This is a genomic window from Rhodococcus sp. 66b, assembly GCF_002076325.1.
Classification (GTDB): Bacteria; Actinomycetota; Actinomycetes; order Mycobacteriales; family Mycobacteriaceae; genus Rhodococcus_F; species Rhodococcus_F erythropolis.
This window is the reverse complement of record NZ_MUZB01000007.1, coordinates 245490-265146: the sequence shown is the minus strand read 5'-3', so window position 1 is coordinate 265146 and position 19657 is coordinate 245490. Positions and strand designations below refer to the sequence as shown.

Here is a 19657-nt window from a genome sequence, read left to right as displayed (position 1 = left end):
ACTTCCTCATTCCTGTGATGCGCGACACAGTCGCCCGTAGTCTGTTCGAAACGGCGTTTTCGACGGTCACCGGAGGTGGTCATGGCTTCGGACTACGAATCACTCGAGCTGCTGGCGCTGCGACAGTGTGGATTTGTCACGGCTCTCCAAGCGTCCGAACTGGGTTTCGGTCTGGCGTCGATGGAGGAGATGACGGAGTCCGGAACATGGACATGTGAGTGCCGCGGACTCTTTCGCCTCGAACGCGTCAGACATACTGCCTTGGACGAATTTGCGAAGTGGTGCACGTGGTTCGCCGGTAGCGCCACCGTCTCGCATTACAGCGCCGCAGATCTCCATGGCCTCGGGCACCTGCAACCTCGCTTCATTCATCTCTCGACAGCGCACCCACTCGCGGCGCCGACCCGCCAAGTCGCCCTGCACCGACTGCCGCTCGCGGACGACGAGTGCGAACAGATTGGACCCATCCGCATCACCACGCCTCTGCGCACCGTGCACGACCTCGCATCCGGTGGAATTTCTCAAGTTCTGCTCAACGAAGTAGTCGCCGATGCGGTAGCGATAGGTCGACTGGACGCGCACGAGTTGTATCTCTCGTGTGAAAACGCGAGCATCGACGTTGCCGTCCGAGTGGAGTTGGCGCTCGCCGCAAGCCTGTAGTCGAGATTGATTTCTATGCTTCTGCGACCTTCTGGCATCACGTTTGAAATCGAATATGACACCAATATCAGAGATTTGAAATGCGCTACTTCGGGGCGAATATTCTGACTTCAGTGCAGGTGGAGCGATATCTGGACTAGTACTTCGGGACTTTCGACCCATGATCGCTGCAGCTTGGTGATGTCGGCGATGAACTAATTCGGCGAAAAGCGTAGTTACTTTACAGTCAATGGGATAACGTCACGGCATCAAAAGCAGACGGACGCTTGTCCTGGACGGCTGTCTGCTCCCGTGTGCGAGAGGGGTGTGGATGTCCGTGAGTGGTGTTCGTCGTGTTGTCGGTGGTTTGAGTGCGTTTGCTGTTGCTGCGGGTTTCGCGGTGGTTGCGGGTGTCGGGGTTGCAGGTGCGGCTCCGGTGACGGCTGAGTTCAATTCCGATGGGTACAAGGTGACTCGGACGATCAGTAACGGCACGCCGTCCGAGGGTGATGTGATCACGTCGAAGACGGTGTTCAAGCGAACTGCTGGGGTTCACAATCTGTATGCGGTGCGCGATTTTCATCCGGCGTGTATGACGTATGTCGATGGTTCGGCGACGGTGAACGGTAGTGCGTTCCGTGTCAACGAGGTGGCTACTGATTCTGTTCGGTTGAGTGCGGGTGCTACGGAGTGGCCGATGTGGGGCGGTGACGTCAAGACGTTCGAATTCCAGTATCGCGTCGGCGCGGATTGTGCTCGTGGTACCAATTTGTCGACGACGGTGCATTTCGACGGGACGGTGTTCGTTGACGACACGACGAATGGTCGTGGCCCGTCGATCAATGTTCAGAAGAACGTCTCGACGACGGCCGTGTCACCGGTCAGTGGCGCTCAGGTGGGGCAGCCGGTGACGTTGAGTGCGACGGTGACCGGTGGTGCCGACGGTGATTCGGTGGAGTTCTTCGACGCAGGTTCCAAGATCGGTGCGGGCGCGCTCGCCAATGGTGTTGCAACACTTGCCTGGACACCGACCACCCGTGGAGACCACTCGATCACAGCGAAGTTCGCCGACACGGCGCGTGCCGTCGGTTCCGCTTCGGCAGCGCTGATCGTGAACGTTTCGCAGGCCGATGCTCAGTCCAGTACGACGCTGGCGCCGATCTCGGGCGCGCAGGTCGGCAAGTCGACCACTCTCAAAGCGACTGTGTCCGCGTCGGGCACCGGTGGAACGGTCACGTTCAAGGTCGGCGGAACGGTGCTCGCTTCGGTGCCGGTGGCAGGCAACGGTGAAGCGACCTACGCCTGGGTTCCGACGGTTGCCGGTGCGCAGAACGTCGAGGCTGTGTTCGCCGGCAGATCCGGCGTCACCGGGTCGAGTACCACCGCGAATGTGACAGTCGCCGAACAGCCCGCCGGAACAACAAGCTCCACAACAGATCTCAGCGTAGTAGCGGGGCAGGTCGGCGTTGCACAGACGATCTCCGCTCAGATCAGTCCTGCAAATGCCGGTGGCACAGTCACCTTCAAGGACGGCGAGACCGTCATCGGCACGGCTACGGTCGATTCATCCGGAAAGGCCAGCCTTTCGTGGAAGCCCGCAACTCAGGGTCAGCGAATTGTCGCGGCGGAGTACTCGGGCGCCGGCACGGTGACGGCATCCTCCGATCAGGTCTCCGTCCAGATCGCCGCACCGGTCGACGGTGAAGAACCTGGCAACGGCACCGGTTCGCTCGGCAGCCTCGGCAACATCTTCGGCTCCTAGCAATCGATACCCGGTGATGCCCCGCCCGCTTCAGGTGGTGGGGCATCACCCATATCCCTCACTTCTCGAGAAGGAAAATCTATGTCTGTAGGTTCTGCACGTCGTGCAGTTGCAGGTTTGAGTGTGTTTGCTGTTGCTGCGGGTTTCGCGGCGGTTACGGGTCTCGGGGTTGCGGGAGCTGCGCCGGAGACACCGGGTTCGTTGACGTGGAATGCGAACAACTACGAATACACGCGGACGATCAGCAATGTGACTCCGTCCGAGGGCGAGACGATCACCGTGAAGACTGTGTTCAAGCGGAAGAACATCGTCGTGGATTACCTGTATGCGATCAAGGATGTTCATCCGACATGTCTGACGTACGTCGAGGGTTCGGCGAAGGTGAATGGTTCGACGCGGAGTGTCGAGTCCAAGGGTGCTGATTTTGTTCGTGTGAAGGGGTCACTGACAGAGTGGCCGCTGTACAACAACGACTCGAAGACTTTCGAGTTCAAGTACACGGTGGGCGCGGATTGTGCGCGTGAGGTGCCGTTGGATACTTCGGTGCATTACAACGCGTCAGTGACGAGTTCCGATTTCCAGAACAAGGGCCCGGCGGTGACGGTGTCGAAGAACATTTCGGCGACGACGCTGTCACCGGCCAGTGGCGTGAAGTTGGGACAACCTGTTCCGCTGAGCGCGACGGTGACCGGTGGTGCCGACGGTGATTCGGTGGAGTTCTTCGACGGTGCCACCAAGATCGGTGCGGGCGCGCTCGCCAATGGTGTTGCAACACTTGCCTGGACGCCGGCTGACATCCGAACCCACAGCGTGACGGCCAAGTACCTCGGAAATGCAAAGGTGGCGACCTCCACGTCGTCAGCTGTCGACGTCGTCGTGTCCGAAGCGGACAAGAGCACTGCAACCGCGATCACCGGTCCCGCAAGTGCAGTTGCAGGTGAGTCCGTGACCGTCGAGGCTACGGTGTCGCCTACTCCGGCGGGTGGCACGGTGCAGTTCAAAGACGGTGCAACCGACCTCGGCGGCGCCGTTACCGTCGATGCCAACGGCAAGGCCTCGCTGACGAATTCCTATGCAGAAGGCGCGCATTCGATCGTGGCGGTGTACTCCGGTTCCGGTGTCTACCAGGCCTCGACGTCGGCGCCGCATGCGTTGACAGTCGCTCCGGTGGTGGTCGAGGAGAACACAACGACCACACTCGTCGGCCCGTCGACGGCGTCGACCGGTGAGGCATTGTCGTTCACTGCCTCGGTCTCGACCGGTGCTGCAGGTGGCACCGTGCAGTTCAAGGAAGGTGGCAGGGATCTGGGCCCCTCGGTTCCAGTGGACGCCACGGGTAAAGCGACAACCACGCCGATCTTCAACGTGGCGGGTGAGTACAGCATCACCGCAGTATTCTCGGGTTCGGGTAACTACCTGGGCTCGACATCGAACGCCCAGACCGTGAACGTCAAGGCGCCGGCTCCCACCGACCAGCAGACCCAGACGGTCTTGACCGTTCCGGCGGATGCAAAAACCGGTACGGCAGTTGGTCTGTCCGTAACCGTCACGCCGACGCCGGTGGGCGGCACAGTGCAGTTCAAGGACGGCTCGGGCAATCTCGGCTCGCCGGTGCCGGTCGTCGAGGGCAAGGCGTCGATCATGCACGAGTTCGCGAGCGTCGGTACTCACGACATCACGGCCGTCTACTCGGGTGCAACAGGATTCCTCACCTCTACCTCGGCCGCTCACTCGGTTTCGGTCACGGCTCCGGCCGCGGAGGATCAGGAAACGTCCATCACCGTGAGCGCTCCGGCGTCAGCGGTCAAGGGCGCGAAGGTTGATCTCGTTGCGGCAGTGGCACCTACGCTCAGCGCAGGAACCGTTCAGTTCATGGACGGAACCACCCCGATCGGCGGACCGGTTGCGGTAGTGAACGGTAAGGCCACGCTCTCGCACACCTTCACCGAACTCGGAGATCGCCGAATCACCGCGGTGTTCAGCGGAACTGACGGCTACCTCGGTTCCGAGACCCAGGCCGCAGTTACCGTCAAGGTCACGGCAGAGCCCGACGGCGGCGATCCCGGCAACGGCGGCAGTTCGACAGGTTCGCTGGGAAGCCTGGAAAACATCTTCGGGTCCTAGCCCGACGCCTGCACACAGACGCCTCGCCGCGGAGACCTCCTCCGCGGCGAGGCGTTTCCCGTCTGCGAGTTCAGGGGTTCGGCGCTACGACACGCCATGGCACCGTCAGGATGCAGTCGCGAAGACGTCGTCGCGCGGGTTGCACGGGAATTCCTTGCGCCCGAAGAATTTCCAATGCGGCAGCCCATCGATGTCGAGGTCCGAACGAGGCGTGTGGCGCAGCGGTGGCCCAGGCTCGATCGGCCGCGCTGAGCAGCGCGTGGATCGGCTCACCTGGAACGTTGCGGTGAATGAGAGCCTTCGGGAGACGTTCCGCGATGTCGGAAGGACGCTCGATGTCGAAGGGGTCCCAGGCCAGTGTCAGGGTCAATGGACGATCGGCGTCGAGAAGCACCCAGGCGCAACGCCTTCCGAGCTCGTCGCAGGTTCCGTCGAGTAGCAGTCCGCCGGGGGCGAGGCCGGACTGAATGTGCGCCCACGCAGAGTCCACGGCGTCCTCCGGATACTGCCGGAGGACGTTGAAGGCGCGTACGAAAACGGGTGTGAGACCGGCCAGTTCGAATCCGCCACGGGCGAAGCTGACACCGTCACGACTCTCGACCACGCGGGCGGGGTCGATCTCGAGCCCGATGACGCGTCGATCCCGCCGGACAGCGGTGAGGCGGCTTGCCATCTCGAAGGTGGTGTCCGGCCTCGCCCCGTACCCGAGGTCGACGATCAACGGATCGGCCGCGTTGTTCAGGGCGTGCGCGATAGTGCGGTTGTGGACGATCCACCGGTCACTTCGTCGCAGTCTGTTGATCCCCGTCGTGCCACGGGTGATGACCCCCTCGATCTTCGGGGGTGGAGCCTTCTTCACGCCGGATTCAGCGTGCGGCGAGCCAGGTCGCCGTGACCTGAGCTTCGGTGCGGAACAGATCGACGAGGTTGATGAGCATGAGCTGTTCCAACTTCGCGCCGATGAACGGTATGAAGACCTTCGCCTCGGACGTGGTTCGCAGCGTGGACCCGGTATCGGTCGCGAACAATTCCATGGTCCCGGACAGATTCCCCGGCCCGGCCGGGATGGACGCTTCGTACGTTCCGGTCACGGTGTCACCGAAGGCGCCGTACGACTCCTTGCGCGTGATGACCAGATCCTTCTTCATCACCGTCTGAGCAATGTCCGGCAAATCGGTGCGCGGAAGAATGTGGTGCAGTACGAGATCGATTCCGGAATCGGTGACCTCGAAATGTTCCACATGGTTCTCGGAATGCTTGCGCATCTCCTCGACGCGGGCCTCCCAGTACGAGCGGTCCGCCAGTGCCGCGTAGACCTGCTCGGGGGAGTGCTGATAGCGGGCGGAGTAGTCGATGCGGCGAGCCATGATCGGAAAGAATACCTGTTACGCGCTGTGACAAGCCAAATTGGCCGTATCCACAACTATCGCCGCCCGCAGGATTTTACTTCGCGATCCACTCCCGGGTGAAGTCCTGTTCGGCCTGGATGAGCCGGACAACCTCGTCGACGATCGCGCTTTCGATCTTTCCGCCGAGGAACGGGATCTTGACCTCGACCTCACCCTCGATTTCGAGAGTGGCGGAGTTCTCGTCGCCAGTCAGGACCTGCGTGCCCTCGATACGGGCGGGAACACCGTCGACGTGGGCGGAGAAGGTGCCAGTGGCCTTGCCGTCCTTGAAAGGAGCCATCGTCTCACTGCGCTTGATGACGATGTCGCCGTTGACGACCTTCGACACCATGCTCGGGAGATGCTCGGCAGCAATGATCTGCGACATCGTGACCGCGACGGTCTCGTCGCGAACGGTCAGCTCTTCGATCGCCGCGCCGGGACCACCGACAGCGACGATTCGGTCGCGCCAGTACTGCTCGGAGGTCACCGCCTCATGGACCTTCTCGGCGGGGACTGTGTACTTCGACGAATGCTCGATGCGACGGCTCACGATTGTGGAGGCTACCGTTTATCGATGTGTGGGACGTAACCATTGGCAGACGCGTCGTGGAATCAGGCGCTTTCGTGTCCGAGAACGTTGACTTGTCGGGATTGACGACGCTCCGAATCGGGGGACCGGCGCGGCTGCTCGCCGAATGCCCGACGACGCAGTCGTTGATCGACGTCGTGACGCTGCTCGATCGCGAGCAGATCCCGACGCTGATTCTCGCCGGCGGATCGAATCTCGTGATCTCGGACGCGGGATTCGACGGAGTTGTCGTTCGTGTGGCCAACACCACCGTGAGCCTCGACACGGACCGCGTCATCGCCGAAGCGGGCGCAGTGTGGGACGAAGTAGTCGGCCAATCCGTCGCCGCGGAACTGGGCGGCCTCGAATGCCTGTCCGGGATTCCGGGCTCGACCGGTGCGACGCCGGTTCAGAACGTCGGCGCGTACGGCGTCGAGGTGGGCTCGCGGCTCCGGCAGGTTCAATTGCTCGACCGACGCAGCGGCGAAGTGTCGTGGGTCGAACCGTCGAAACTCGAGTTGGGCTACCGGTCGAGTGTTCTCAAGCATTCCGATGCAGCAGTGGTTCTCGCCGTCGAATTCGATGCGTCGACCGACGGATTGAGCGCCCCGCTCGCGTACCGCGAACTGTTCACCGCACTCGGGGCCGAGGAAGGCGAGCGGTTGCCTGCGTCGCAGGTCCGCGAGGCGGTTCTGGGATTGCGGACAGGCAAGGCGATGGTGCTCGATCCGTACGACCACGACACTTGGAGCGCGGGTTCCTTCTTCACCAACCCCGTGGTGCCGGACGACAAGCTGCCCGCTGTGCTCGGAGCAATAACCGAACAGCTCGGAGACGTCACCGTGCCGCAGTTCCCGGGCAGTGGTGGAACCAAGCTCTCGGCCGGATGGTTGATCGAACGGGCCGGATTCTCCAAGGGGTATCCCGGTGAAGATGCACCGGCCAGGCTGTCGACGAAACACACCTTGGCGTTGACCAACAGAGGGTCGGCAACGAGCGCGGATGTGGTCTCGCTCGCGCGGACGGTTCGCGACGGCGTCGAAGCCGCGTTCGGCGTCCACCTGGAACCGGAACCGGTAACTGTGGGCTTCACCATCTGATTCCTGACGGAGCCCGCAGGTAGCCTGTTGAAGTGCATGAGCTGGGTGGTCGGAGAAGTCGTTCGCGTGTTGTTGCGTTGGTAGCTGTAATGCTCGCTGTGATGGTGGCCGCCGTCGGCTGCACGATCGGTGGCAAGGACGGACAAGGCGGTGCGGCGGCCGCCGAACCAGCGCCTGTTGCGACCGTGGTGTCGACGCCGGCACCCGGTACCAAAGACGTCAGCCCGGTCGCGCCCGTCTCGGTTGCGGTGACCCAGGGAACACTGGCCGACGTCAATCTCAGCAACGCGGCCGGTAAGGCCGTCGCCGGACAACTCTCGCCTGACAAGACGACGTTCACCGTCAGTGAGGCACTCGGCTACGGCACCACGTATTCGTGGTCGGGCTCGGCAACCGGAACCGACGGTAAATCCGTGCCAGTGCAGGGGAGCTTTACGACGGTCGCCCCGGAGTCGACCACCGGCGCCACCCTCAACATCGCCGACGGCCAGGAAGTTGGTATCGCGGCACCGATCACGTTGCAGTTCGACAACTCCGTCGTCGACAAGGCGGCCGTCGAGAAGGCGCTTGTCGTGACCACCGTGCCGCCCACCGCCGGATCGTGGGCATGGCTGGCCGACGACAACGGCGGATCACGGGCCCATTGGCGACCGGCCGATTACTGGGTGCCGGGCACAACTGTCCATCTGGACGCCAAGCTCTACGGCTTGAACTACGGCGGTGGCGCTTACGGCGACCAGGATCTCACGCTCGACTTCACGATCGGTCGTAGCCAGATCGTGAAGGCGAACGCGCCGAGCCACCGCATGCAGGTGGTGCGAGACGGTCAGACGATCATGGACATTCCCGTCAGCTACGGCGAGGGAAACGAACCTCGAAACGTCACGCGCAGCGGCATTCACATGGTGACGGAGAAGTACGAAGACTTCATGATGTCCAATCCGCCGTTCTACGAGAACGTGCGTGAGCGTTGGGCGGTGCGCATCTCCAACAACGGCGAATTCATCCACGCCAATCCTGAGACCACCGGGGTGCAGGGCTCGTCGAACGTCACGAACGGTTGCATCAACCTGTCGACATCCGACGCGCAGGAATACTTCGGAACCGCCCTCTACGGTGACCCCGTCGAGGTGACCGGCACGTCGATCGACCTGTCGCCTGCGGACGGCGACATCTACGACTGGGCGATCGATTTGCCGACCTGGAAGTCGATGTCTGCACTGGCGTAAGTCTCTACTGCTGTGAACCGAGAAATCCGTCGACGAGCGGAACCATCCGGGCGTTGCTTGCGTCAATACAGGTAAGCGCTGTCGGCTCGGGGGAGTCCGACGGGGATTTCGACGTCAGGGGGCATCGGTGGGCATTCCATTTCTGGAAGATGTGCTTGGCAGGATCTCCGAAGCGACGCAGGCCGTCCCGTCCGGCGTGGCGGCGTTGCCAGTTGTCGGCGCTCCCATCGCGAGCGCAGTCGCTACATCTGCTCTGGTGCAATCCGTAACCGACGACCGCGGCGCGTTCGACGACGAGATGGCTGTTGCGACCGCCGACGCCGATGCAGAGCGCGCACGAGCCTGGGGTGAGCGCGATGCCCTCACCGCCCAGACGTCATCGCTCGAGTACAGCGAACATGCAATCGTGGACGACGATCCTTTCGATGCGATGTCGCACTCCGAAATCTTCGACCACGTCAACGAGATGAATCCGGCAACCCTGAGTGCAATCGGTGAGGCCTGGAAGGCCATTGCCGGCCGGGTGGAATCTGGCATCGGGAAGTTCCAGAACGATGTGAACGGTGCAATCACCGAAGGCTGGCAGGGGCGCGGCGGCTCGGCTGCGTTGGAAGCAGTGCTGGCCTACTCGGCTGATGCGGGTGAGCTGAAGGTGCGGGTCGATCTGATCTCGAACAAGATCGAGGAGGCGAAGATCGCACTCGACGAGGCCAAACGCTCGATTCCGGCACCCGACGGCGCCTCGACGGTCGAGAGGTTTCTCAGCCTGGTTCCCGGGGCTACGTGGAAGCAGGCCCAATACGAAGCGGAAGAAGCCGAACGTCAAGCGCGCCAGGTGATGAAGGACGTGTATCTGCCGTACATGAAGCGTGCGGACGACCAGGTGCCGATCCTCCCGGCCGCTTTCAATCCGGTCACCGGCAGTGGCGGGGCTGGAAGTGGCGGGGCTGGAAGTGGCGGCGCATTCGGTGGTGGTGGTTCCGGCGGAGGTATGGCCTCGGGAACGGGGAACGGGCTCGGCGCGCCATCGGCGTCGGGTGGCGGAGTTGGTGGAGGAGTGGACGGTGGAAACTCCGGCGGTGCAAATCCGGCCGGAGACGGTTCCGGTCAGAACCCTTTAGGCCCCAATTCCGGAAATGGTGACAACCGTAGTGGTGTTGACGCCCAAGGGAATTCCGGTGCCGACGCCGCCCGGTCCGCAAACGATTCCGGCCCGGCCGGGACCACCGCGGCACATGCCGGTCCACTGTCCGCCGGTGCAGCGCCGGATGGCCTTGCCCGTGCAACTCCGAATGGTGCTCAGCTCGGTTCCGGCGTGCCGTCAGGCCTGGTGGGTAGCGGTTCGGGTGGAGGTTCTGCCGGTGGAATCGGTACCGGCGGCTTCGGGCCAGGCGGAACCGGAGGTGGAGCCCTCGGACCTGGCGGCCCTGGCGGCGGTGGCCTCGCCGGTGGCGGACGTGGGGGAGTCAACGGAACTGGCGGTACTTCGGCGACGGGCGCGCAGAGCGGTCGGGGCGCGATGGGTGGCGTCGGCGGCATGGCACCGGGACGAGGGCAAGGGCAAGACGAAGACAACGTTCACGACACCCCCGGCTACCTCGTCACCGTCGAGAACGGCAACGCCCTGATCGGCGACCTACCCATGGTCTCCCCGGCGGTACTGGGCGAATGACCACCATGCAATGGCAGTTCACCGGCCTCGAATTCCAGATTCTCTGGGAAGCGGTCGGACGTGACCGACTCCCGTACCCGCTGCGGTTTCGTCCGGCGGCCGACACCATGAACGAGCTGACAGGGGCGCGACGTCGAGCGGGAGCGCACCTGTCTGCCGTGCTCGACGATCGGCTGCATCACGTTCTCGGTGCTCTCGCGAATCCTGATGCTCGTGTGGAGGTTTCCGGTTTTCACGGGCAGAAAATGAGTACGGTGACGCGATTGCACGGTGTTGTTGCCGGCGACCTGGGTGTGCTCCTGACTCAACTGCCCGGCAGGACTGTCGACTGTGGCTCCGACGTGGTTTTCACCGTGGCACGCCCATCGGCAATTCCGCGGATGCTCGTCGATCACCTGCCGACCTGCCCCGCTGGATCGGAGCGTGGCGTGAGCATCGAAAGGCCGAAAACTGCCGGGAGGCAGAGCTTTCTGAGCAGCGCAGCCGGTGCGCGCGGAAGCGAGGAAGTGAGCAGATTCTTCGGCCGAGAGCGGACCTCGATCGGTGAAGTCACCGCATACCCGGGAGGAGCCGTCGACAGCAGGCCGACAGACGACGGAATAACATTCCACTGGTACGACTATGCCGGCGACGGTCGGTACATCATCACCGCGGGTGAAACCGTGAGTGCCCGCGGCGCTTCCGCGGAAGTGACGGAGGCCGAGATTGCACGCAATCTCGACTCCGTCCTCCGTCAGTCGATTCGCCCGAGGCTCTAGCTGCTCGGTGCGATTCGAACTAGCTGGTGGTGCGATGGAACCGACCGGGGCTTGCCTGATCCCGCGGCTTGACGATGATCTGATCGAGGTTCACATGTGACGGCCGCGACGCGACAAAACCGATGATCTCGGCGATGTCCTGCGCCACCAACGGTGTGATTCCCTCGTACACCTTGTCGGCCTTGTCCTGATCACCCTCGAACCGGACGAGTGAGAACTCGGTCTCGACTGCTCCGGGCGCGATTTCGGTCAGTCGAACGGGCTTACCCAACAGTTCACCGCGCAATGTCCGATGAAGGACGGCTTGAGCGTGTTTGGCGGTGGTATAGCCCGAGCCGTTGTCGTATGCCTCCAGCGCGGCCACCGAGGTGATGGTCACGACCAGACCGTCACCCGAATCGATCAGCTTGGGCAGCAGTGCCTTCGTCACACGCAACGTGCCCAGGACATTGGTCTCCCACATCCACCGCCAGTCGTCCAGATCGGCGTCCAGGACTGTTGCCAGACCCTTTGCACCACCCGCGTTGTTGACCAACACGTCGACACGGGGGACCACGGCCGCGAACGCGTCGACGGAATCCTCGTCGGTGACGTCGAGTTCGAGAGCGGTACCACCGATTTCCTCGGCGATCTTCTCGAGACGATCGACGCGGCGAGCACCGATCACGACGTGGAATCCCTGAGCTGCCAGGGTGCGGGCGGTGGCCTCACCGATTCCGGAGCTGGCTCCGGTGACTACGGCGATGCGGGCATCGGAAGAAATGGTCATGATGCAATCGTAGGGCTAGTCGGCGGCATACTCTGCTTCCCGTTCGATGGATTCAATGTGACGACGCGGTACCTTGACCGGGCCAGGGGTGTAGGTGACGGCGCGCAGCGCGCCGCTGTACCGGAATGGTCCGTGGCGTCGTCGTACTTCCCACGACACAGGTCCTCTGGCGTCGACCCCGACCGAGATGCCGGTCCACGGCGCCATCCCGACCAGTTGTACTTGCCCGAGCAGTTGGCCCGCGTGAATGCCGTCGACGCTGACGTGGAGATCCCAACGCAACCGCGGTAACACAGCCACGGACACGTCGATTCGCTTGGTGCCGACCGGCAATGGCCCCGCATCGACCACGGAGTAGGAACCGAAGGCGTTGTATCCGAGATGCAGGTTGCCGTCCTCGACGTAGAGAAGATATCCACCTTGTGGATCCCCATGGGCGACAAGGACGCCGGCGTCGCCTTCGCGGTAACCGTCGAGTTCGATCGTGATGTCGAAGTCACGGAACCCGATCAGTTTGGATGAGCGGTAGCGCTCCAGTGGGGGCGTTCCCGCAAGTAGTCGCACCGGGCGTGAGAGTGCCTCCTCCTCCGGACGGCGAACCGCGCCGACGGTATTGCCCAGTAGAGGAAACACGGTGTTCGCCCACGCCGAGTGGTCCCAGGCCTCGGCGAGTTCGCGAACCTTGTCGGGAAACCGTGATGCGAGGTCGTCGAGCTCGGTCGGGTCGGCTCGGACGTCGAACAATTGCCAGTGCGGTTTGTCGATGTCAGCTGGAGCGAGCGCCAGCAGTTTCCATCCGTCCTTGTAGTAGCCGCGGATTCCGGTCACCTCGGTGTACTGCTCGGTGTGGGTACTCGGAGCGGTGGGTGAACGCAGAACCGGCGCGCTCGACACACCGTCGAACTCCTTGACCGGCAGCCCGTTTCGCACGGTGGGGGTTTCGATTCCGGCCAGTTCGAGAAGCGTCGGCGTCAGGTCGGTGACATACGCGAACTGGTCGCGGATCCCGTTGTCGCCCGCTTCGGGTTTCAATCCCGCGGGCCAGGACAGGAGGAAGGGAACACGGATCCCACCGGCAAAGGATTGCCCTTTGTAGAACCGGAAGGGGGTGTTGGACGTCTGCCCCCATCCACGTGGATAGTGCACGCCCAATTCAGGTCCGCCGATGAGGGATTCGTCGTGTGGGACATCGCCCACCCAGTCCGGATCCTGAATATGTGCGAACTGCGCGAAGTAGCTTCGAGTCCCGTCCGAACCGCCCTCGGCGGTGCCGCCGTTGTCCGAGGTGAAGACGATGATCGTGTTGTCGAGTTCGCCCAGTTCGTCCAGGGTGTCGACGATGCGTCCGACGCTCTGATCGATCGAGTCGACCATCGCCGCGTACACCTCCATGTAGCGGGCGAACCGAGACTGCACCTCCGGCGTGAGCGAATGCCATTCGGGCACGTCGAATCCGGGTTCGGAGTTACGCGGTGCCTGTCGTGTCCCCTCCGGAAAGAGTCCCTGCAGTAGCTGAGAGGCGAACCGCGACTCGCGGATTCGATCCCAGCCCTCGTCGTAGCGACCGCGGTATTTCGCCTGATCGGCGGGCTTGGCCTGTAAGGGTCCGTGCATGGCGACGTGTGCGAAGTAGAGAAAGAACGGCTTGTCCTGATCGTGGGCGCGAAGGTCCTTGATGTACCCGACGGCCTTGTCGGTCAGATCGTCGGTGAGGTAGTAGCCCTCGGGATACTCGTCGACGTCGACCACAGAATTGTCGGAGATCAGTTGATTGGGGTAGTAGAAGGAGTTGAGTCCTTCGAGTGAGCCGTAGTAGCGATCGAATCCACGCTGTGTCGGCCAGGAGTCACGACTTCGTCCCGGGGCGAGGTTTGCGTCGCGCACGAGATGCCACTTGCCCACCGCATAGGTCGCATAGCCCGCGCCGCGGAGGATTTCGGGGAGTGTCTGGACGTCGTCGGCCAATTCCAGACGCAGTCCGGGGTATCCCGGATCGGCGTTGGCAACAAATCCGTACCCGGCGCGGTGCGGATTGAGGCCGGTGAGAAGCGCGGCGCGCGACGGCGAGCAGAGGGGCGTCGTGTGATAGTTGGTCATTCGAATGCCCTGCGAGGCAAGGCGGTCGAGGGTGGGAGTCTCGATCTCGGAGCCGAACGGTCCGATGTCGCTGTATCCCATGTCGTCGACCAGAACCACGACGATGTTGGGTGATCCGAGAGGCGGGGTCGTGGCTGTGGGCCACGCCGGGGTCGAATCGGCTGCGGTGCGGCCGATTCGACCCTCGAAGCCTTCGTAACCGCGCGCGTGCGGCGGAAGGGCGGAATCTGCGTGAGTCATGAGTTGTTCGAGGCACCTTCTGCCGCAACTGCACCTTCGATAACCGAATACTCGGAAGCGTCGCCGGCGATACTGCGGCTTCGTTCCCCATGGATGTTGACCGGGATGTCGCCGGCAAGTGTGATGCGCTCCAGACGCCGGTACTGGTCGTCGTAGTCTGCGATCGCGTAATGCTGGGTGGCGCGGTTGTCCCAGATCGCGACGTCACCCGCTTCCCAGTTCCAGCGCGTCGTGTACTCGAGCTTGATGGCGTGATCCTGCAAGAGCTTGAACACACCGTTCGACTGTTCGGTGCTCAACCCGACGAAGTTCTTGACAAAATGTCCGAGGACGAGCGTGCGTTCTCCGGTTTCGGGGTGGACACGCACCACAGGGTGCTCCGTCTCGAAGTACGTGGACTGGAACTCCTCGCGGTAGGCGGCCGTGCGATCTTCGGTGAGACGCTCGGCGCTGGTGGCCGCGTAATCGTAGACGTTCGTGTGGCGAGCCCAGAGGTTCTCCGCGAGCGCCTTGAGTGGATCCGGCAGTCCGTTGTACGCGGCTACCCCTGACGCCCACGTCGTGGAACCGCCGTATTCGGGCAGCTGCACCGCGCGCAGGATCGAAGCTTTGGGGATGCGATCGACGAAGGTGACGTCGGTGTGCCAACTGTTGGCCTTGCCCAGGTCCGAATCGATGGGCAGAACTTTTGCGCCGTGCGACTTCACCGTGGGGTGGGCAGTGGTCGGGGTGCCCAACAGCTGGGCGAACTCGTACTGCGAATCGTTGTCGAGGTGGTTCTGTCCGCGGAAGAAGATCACCTTGTGTTCGAGAAGCGCCTGTCGGATGAGTGAGATCGTCGCCGGATCGAGGTGCTCGCCGAGAGTGATTCCGTCGATTCGGGCGCCGATATGCGCGCCGAGGGGGGTGACAGTGCCGCGAGCGGCGCCGGCAGCCGCCCCGTTCGTTGATGCCGCGTCCGTGAGGGTCGGCTTGGCGAAAGCTGTAGACATGGTGCACCTTTCGTGGGGAGTGCACCCACCCAAACACGCGAGAATCCGCCTCGACAGGGTTGTGGTCAGTGTGATCGTTACCGCACCTGATTTGTGAATCTCGGTGAAGCTGCTACTTTTGGAGCCATGTCGACCGACCAGCCTGCCGCTTTGCGGGTCACCTATGTGACCGCTGCGCTTGGTTCGCGTCTGCCCTTGGCGCGAGAGCTGTGTTGTCGCCGCCGTTCTTTCTGCAGCTAATTTCTGCGCCTTTCCTGTCTTTCTCTTCGCTTGACCAGCGCAAAAGCTGATTTCGCGGTCGACAGAGATATGCGCCTTCTCCTCCTTCTGCAAGGGACAGCCATGTCGACACCCACCATCTCCGCCATTCCGAACATCCGATCGCGAACCGCGCTCTCGGGAACGCGGACCCGTACCCAGATCGTCGTGCCCGAACTGCGCATTGCCGACGGACCGTCCGCGACGGTGTTGCGCATTGCTCGATCCCGCGGACCGCTCTCTCGCGATACCGCGGCGAAAGCGTCCGGACTGAGTATTGCCACCGTGAACCGGCAGGTCACGAGCCTGCTGGACCTCGGGATCCTGCGCGAACGCGCAGACTTGACGGCCTCCGGCGCCATCGGGCGTCCGCGGGTTCCGTTCGAGGTCAACCACGAGCCGTACTTGACCGTGGGCATTCATATCGGTGCCGTCGTCACCAGCATCATCGCCAGCGACATCCGCGGGAAGGTGCTCGGCGCCGTCGAGATTCCGACTCCCGCCACCAATTCTGCTGTCGCGCTTGCCACCATTGCGCGCTCGGCCAAATCGTTTGCCTCACGGTGGCACAAGCGTCGTCCACTCGCCGTCGGCGTGGCCATCGGCGGTCGCGTCGATTCGGCGACCGGAGTAGTCGATCACCCGCGCCTGGGGTGGAAGGGCGCCAAAGTCGGATCCATCATCGGAGCCGGCTTGGATCTCCCCGTCTCAGTCGCAGCCCACGTCGAGGCGATGGCTGCGTCGGAACTACTGCTCAGCACCGACCGTGCCGAGGCTCCGACACCGGGCACTACCGGGCTGTACTTCTACGCCCGTGAAACTGCCGGTATCGCAATCACTTTCGAAGGTCGAGTACACACGCCGTCCAGCGGACCCGGTTCGATCGCGCACCTTCCGACGGGTTCGTCCGCACGGTGCACCTGCGGCGCCGTGGGTTGCCTTGAAGCAACGATCAGTGACCGCGCTGTAGTCGCGCAGGCTTTGTCTTCGGGCGCCGTGATCCAGGGCAGTGAGCGTGTCACGATCGCGGACGTCTACCGGGCTGCGTCGTCGGGTTCCATTCCGGCACACGAGCTTCTGGTTGATCGAGCACGCGTCCTCGGCCGGACGGTGGCAATGCTGCGTGACCTGTTCAACCCGGATCGTGTGATTCTGGGTGGTCAGGCATTCACCGACTATCCCGCCGGAGTGCCCCATGTCGCCGAGGCTTTCTCGACGGCATCCTCGTTGGAGCGTAAGGACATTCGAATTACCGGTTTCGGTAATCGGGTTCAGGAATACGCTTCCACGGTCGTGTCACTGAGTTCACTGTTTGCTGATCCCGCTGCGGCCATGCGTCGCGCGTCGGCCGTCTGACTGCGAAGAGGGTAGTCAGAGTTCCGGTCGATCCAAGACTCGCAACCATGATCCGTCGGACTGGCGGCGCGCGACCTGCGTGCGCCCGCCGGTTCCGTCGGAAGGTTTGGTCGAGGTCATGGCGAGGTCGCCGCTGATCACCGTCGGTAGAGATTCCTCGACGGTGAATCTCGGTGCAGCTGCCAGCATCTGAGAGATCACCTCGCGGATGGCTTGGCGGCCCACGGTGAGTGATCCGGGCGGGAAGGCCATCACCGCATCCTCCTCGTAGAGTGCGGCGACGGCGTCTGCGTCACCAGCGTTGGCGAACTGCACAAAAAGCTTCGCGATGTCTTCCGGGGTTCCGGCCTTCTGAACGTCATCTGTTGTTGTCATGCTTCCATCGTTCTACCGCACCGGCGATAAGTCCAAGATCTAGTTTGTCTCGCAGCTAGAATCAGCAGTTATGGAACTTCGGCAGCTCGAATACTTTGTCACGGTAGTGGAGGAAGCCAACTTCACTCGCGCCGCCGAGCGGCTTCACGTAGCCCAACCGGGTGTGAGTGCGCAGGTCAAACGGCTGGAACGTGAGTTGGGGCAGGAATTGCTCGATCGTAGTGGTCGAACCGTTTGTCTGACCGACGCCGGGCGAGCTGTCCTCCCGCACGCCTACGCTGCACTTGCTTCCGTTCAGAGCACCCGCGACGCTGTCGATGCCTTGAACGGACTGGTTCGGGGTTCCGTTTCGGTCGGGATGGTTACCGCCTGCGCTTCCGTCGACCTCACAGATCTGCTCAGTCGGTTGCACAACAAACACCCCGGACTGGACATTTCGCTGGCCGAGGACGATTCGCGCAGTTTGCTTGCCGGAGTGTTGGACGGAACCTTCGACATTGCCGTCATCGGGGTGGCGGGCAAGCTGCCGGAAGGGCTCGAATCGAGGGTGATCACCGACGAACGACTGGTGGCCGGAGTAGCGGCGGATCATCCGCTGGCCGAGGTGTCGTCTCTGCCGTTTGCCGAACTCGCGACGCAATCGGTCATCTGTCTGCCGGAGGGAACCGGCATCAGAACGTGTCTGGACTTCGCGTGCGCCGCCGCCGGCACCAAGCCGACGGTTGCGCTCGAGGCAAGCAACCTCGGCATCATCGTTTCATTGGCAGCGCAGGGGCTGGGAATGGCCGTGCTTCCGGAGTCGACAGTGGGGGAGTTGCATCGGATCGATCTCGAACCGGAAGCACGATCTCGGCTGGAATTGGTCTGGCGTTCGTCGGGCGGCAAGAATCCGGCGGCCTCCGCTCTCATCGATCTTGCGAGAGCTGTTCCCGCCGAGTGAGTTCGGCCTGCGCCCGATCCAATCCGCCGTGCTCGAGAGCAGCCAACCGTGACCTGTCCTTCCAGACTATGGTGCCGCGCCGGCGGACGATGACCGACATGGTTCCACCGAGATGCTCGAGCGCTCCTGGCACGTTTCGACGCTCGGCAGGTATCGGAACAGGAAGAATATGTGCGTCGGCGATGGGCGCGGTCCCGTCGATGTCGACGCTCCACTTCCGGCTGTAGCCGCGAAGAGTCCAGCGATCGTCGGACACCGTCGTCTCCACCTGTGACGTCAGCGGATTACCCAGCCGCAATACCGTTCCGTCCGGTAGCGCGGCAACGACGGCGGTGACTTCGGTGCGCAGAGGTCCGGCGCTGACCTGGCCGCCGGCAAACGCCACGCAGGCTCGAGGATCGGTGAACCCCTGTGCCTGTCCCCACCACCAGGATTCCGGGAATCCTCCCTTTCCCCAGTTCTTCTCGCCGTACACCTGTGCCCCGGTGAGATCCCAGTTCTGCCCGTCGATGACGGCGCTTCCCTCGACCCGGCCGCCGAGCAGCCACGGATGCCAGTATTGATTGAGTGCGGGAACTGATTGGAAGTAGCTCGATCCCCCGAAGCGGCGATGCGGCCAGAATCGCTGATTGCTGATCCGCACGTCGAGATGGCTGTCGCCGAAATCGACCTGCAGTCGATCGGCATTGCCGCGGAAAGCGTTGTCGGCGTAGGCCCCCAGGATACGTGGATCGGCCGATCCGCTCGGATGTTCGGCGGTACGGAGGAATCCGCCTGGATGTGCCGCGAGACCGAGCGTCGACCAGTTGCCGCCGTCGGACTTGTTGATTCCGGCGAGCGCGATCACCACCCGTCCGCTGCCTGGCATCGTGAATCGCCAGAAGTAACCCTCCATCGCAACGTCATGGGAGGCAAGCAGATTGCCGTACGGCAGGGTGGCACCCGAGGCGCGGTACGCGGGACGCTTCACGGTCCCAATACTGCCTGTGATGCGGTGACCTGAGCGACGAGGCGGCCTTCGTCGTCGCGAATCTCGGTCACGACCGCGACGGTGCTGCGCCCCGCATGCAGTGGCCGGGCGGTTGCGGTGACCGTGCCCTTGCGCACCCCGCGAGTGAACACGGTCGACGAACTGGTGGTGGAAGTGCTTGCACCGGGCGGAAGATTGAGGAATGCACAGACGGCGCCGACGCTGTCTGCCAGCGTCATCAAGGCGCCGCCGTGCATTCCGTTGCCGGCGGTGGTGCGGTGGCTGTCCCAATCCAGATGGCCGACAACCTGTTCGGGTGCCGCGCTGTCCAACTGAATTCCGGTGTGAACTGCAAAAGGCATGCTCGCGACAAGTTGTTCGAGGTCCATGCCTACCGATGGTAACGAGCCGCCGAAA

General features: G+C 62.9%; 18 protein-coding genes. 9 read left to right on the top strand and 9 right to left on the bottom strand.

Annotated features, from left to right (window positions below):
• Positions 1-81: 81 nt before the first annotated feature.
• From B0E55_RS15525 to B0E55_RS15515, 3 genes are all read left to right on the top strand, one after another.
• On the top strand, positions 82-660 hold the full coding sequence (locus B0E55_RS15525; RefSeq protein WP_020906750.1) for a type IV toxin-antitoxin system AbiEi family antitoxin domain-containing protein: 579 nt from the start codon (positions 82-84) through the stop codon (positions 658-660).
• Between the two features lie 310 nt (positions 661-970).
• Positions 971-2401 (top strand): Ig-like domain-containing protein, encoded by a 1431-nt coding sequence (locus B0E55_RS15520; protein WP_069146286.1) that lies wholly within the window; start codon positions 971-973, stop codon positions 2399-2401.
• 81 nt (positions 2402-2482) lie between these two features.
• Positions 2483-4525, top strand: coding sequence for an Ig-like domain-containing protein (locus B0E55_RS15515; protein ID WP_080909994.1), 2043 nt, complete (start codon positions 2483-2485; stop codon positions 4523-4525).
• Between the two features lie 70 nt (positions 4526-4595).
• Here the strand turns inward: B0E55_RS15515 and B0E55_RS15510 are convergent, their stop codons facing one another.
• The 3 genes from B0E55_RS15510 to B0E55_RS15500 all read right to left on the bottom strand — a co-directional run bounded on the left by B0E55_RS15510 (position 4596) and on the right by B0E55_RS15500 (position 6466).
• Positions 4596-5384 (bottom strand): hypothetical protein, encoded by a 789-nt coding sequence (locus B0E55_RS15510; RefSeq protein WP_046378194.1) that lies wholly within the window; start codon positions 5382-5384, stop codon positions 4596-4598.
• 7 nt (positions 5385-5391) lie between these two features.
• Positions 5392-5892 carry a DUF2505 domain-containing protein gene (locus tag B0E55_RS15505; protein ID WP_019744409.1) on the bottom strand — a complete coding sequence of 167 codons (501 nt, stop codon included), beginning with the start codon at positions 5890-5892 and terminating at the stop codon, positions 5392-5394.
• Between the two features lie 76 nt (positions 5893-5968).
• The gene (locus tag B0E55_RS15500) at positions 5969-6466 is read right to left on the bottom strand and encodes a DUF2505 domain-containing protein (RefSeq protein WP_019744408.1); all 498 of its coding nucleotides are present in this window, start codon (positions 6464-6466) and stop codon (positions 5969-5971) included.
• A gap of 74 nt (positions 6467-6540) precedes the next feature.
• Between B0E55_RS15500 and B0E55_RS15495 the strand changes: the two genes are divergently transcribed.
• From B0E55_RS15495 to B0E55_RS15480, 4 genes are all read left to right on the top strand, one after another.
• Complete coding sequence (locus tag B0E55_RS15495; protein ID WP_020906754.1) at positions 6541-7584, top strand: UDP-N-acetylmuramate dehydrogenase; 1044 nt, start codon at positions 6541-6543, stop codon at positions 7582-7584.
• A 32-nt stretch (positions 7585-7616) separates the two neighbouring features.
• Positions 7617-8813: a L,D-transpeptidase gene (locus B0E55_RS15490; protein ID WP_080909993.1), complete on the top strand. Its 1197-nt coding sequence runs from the start codon at positions 7617-7619 to the stop codon at positions 8811-8813.
• Positions 8814-8940: 127 nt separating this feature from the next.
• Complete coding sequence (locus B0E55_RS32455) at positions 8941-10485, top strand: hypothetical protein (RefSeq protein WP_080909992.1); 1545 nt, start codon at positions 8941-8943, stop codon at positions 10483-10485.
• Positions 10482-11243 (top strand): ESX secretion-associated protein EspG, encoded by a 762-nt coding sequence (locus B0E55_RS15480; RefSeq protein ID WP_080909991.1) that lies wholly within the window; start codon positions 10482-10484, stop codon positions 11241-11243. The genes B0E55_RS32455 and B0E55_RS15480 overlap by 4 nt, the downstream gene beginning before the upstream one ends.
• A gap of 19 nt (positions 11244-11262) precedes the next feature.
• Here B0E55_RS15480 and B0E55_RS15475 read toward each other — a convergent pair whose 3' ends face one another.
• Genes B0E55_RS15475 through B0E55_RS15465 form a run of 3 tightly spaced genes read right to left on the bottom strand, consistent with a single transcriptional unit; the run spans position 11263 to position 15341 of the window.
• Positions 11263-12012, bottom strand: a complete 750-nt coding sequence (locus B0E55_RS15475) for an SDR family NAD(P)-dependent oxidoreductase (protein WP_003942076.1) — start codon at positions 12010-12012, stop codon at positions 11263-11265.
• 15 nt (positions 12013-12027) lie between these two features.
• Complete coding sequence (locus tag B0E55_RS15470) at positions 12028-14349, bottom strand: arylsulfatase (RefSeq protein WP_080909990.1); 2322 nt, start codon at positions 14347-14349, stop codon at positions 12028-12030.
• On the bottom strand, positions 14346-15341 hold the full coding sequence (locus tag B0E55_RS15465; protein WP_020968920.1) for a TauD/TfdA dioxygenase family protein: 996 nt from the start codon (positions 15339-15341) through the stop codon (positions 14346-14348). Before B0E55_RS15465 ends, B0E55_RS15470 begins: the two co-directional genes overlap by 4 nt.
• 342 nt (positions 15342-15683) lie before the next feature.
• On the opposite strand from B0E55_RS15465, the gene B0E55_RS15460 reads away from it, so the two are divergent.
• Complete coding sequence (locus B0E55_RS15460) at positions 15684-16955, top strand: ROK family transcriptional regulator (RefSeq protein WP_020906761.1); 1272 nt, start codon at positions 15684-15686, stop codon at positions 16953-16955.
• A 15-nt stretch (positions 16956-16970) separates the two neighbouring features.
• Here the strand turns inward: B0E55_RS15460 and B0E55_RS15455 are convergent, their stop codons facing one another.
• A complete protein-coding gene (locus tag B0E55_RS15455) occupies positions 16971-17330 on the bottom strand; it encodes a YybH family protein (protein WP_019744400.1) in 360 nt (119 codons plus the stop codon).
• Between the two features lie 70 nt (positions 17331-17400).
• Here B0E55_RS15455 and B0E55_RS15450 point away from each other — a divergent pair, with 70 nt between their 5' ends.
• Complete coding sequence (locus B0E55_RS15450; protein ID WP_080909989.1) at positions 17401-18270, top strand: LysR family transcriptional regulator; 870 nt, start codon at positions 17401-17403, stop codon at positions 18268-18270.
• On the opposite strand, the gene B0E55_RS15445 is transcribed toward B0E55_RS15450, so the two are convergent.
• Both B0E55_RS15445 and B0E55_RS15440 read right to left on the bottom strand, forming a co-directional pair.
• Positions 18236-19240, bottom strand: a complete 1005-nt coding sequence (locus tag B0E55_RS15445; protein WP_019744398.1) for a tocopherol cyclase family protein — start codon at positions 19238-19240, stop codon at positions 18236-18238. The two genes, B0E55_RS15450 and B0E55_RS15445, sit on opposite strands and share 35 nt — an antisense overlap.
• Complete coding sequence (locus tag B0E55_RS15440; protein WP_003942017.1) at positions 19237-19629, bottom strand: PaaI family thioesterase; 393 nt, start codon at positions 19627-19629, stop codon at positions 19237-19239. The genes B0E55_RS15445 and B0E55_RS15440 overlap by 4 nt, the downstream gene beginning before the upstream one ends.
• Between the last annotated feature and the right edge of the window lie 28 nt (positions 19630-19657).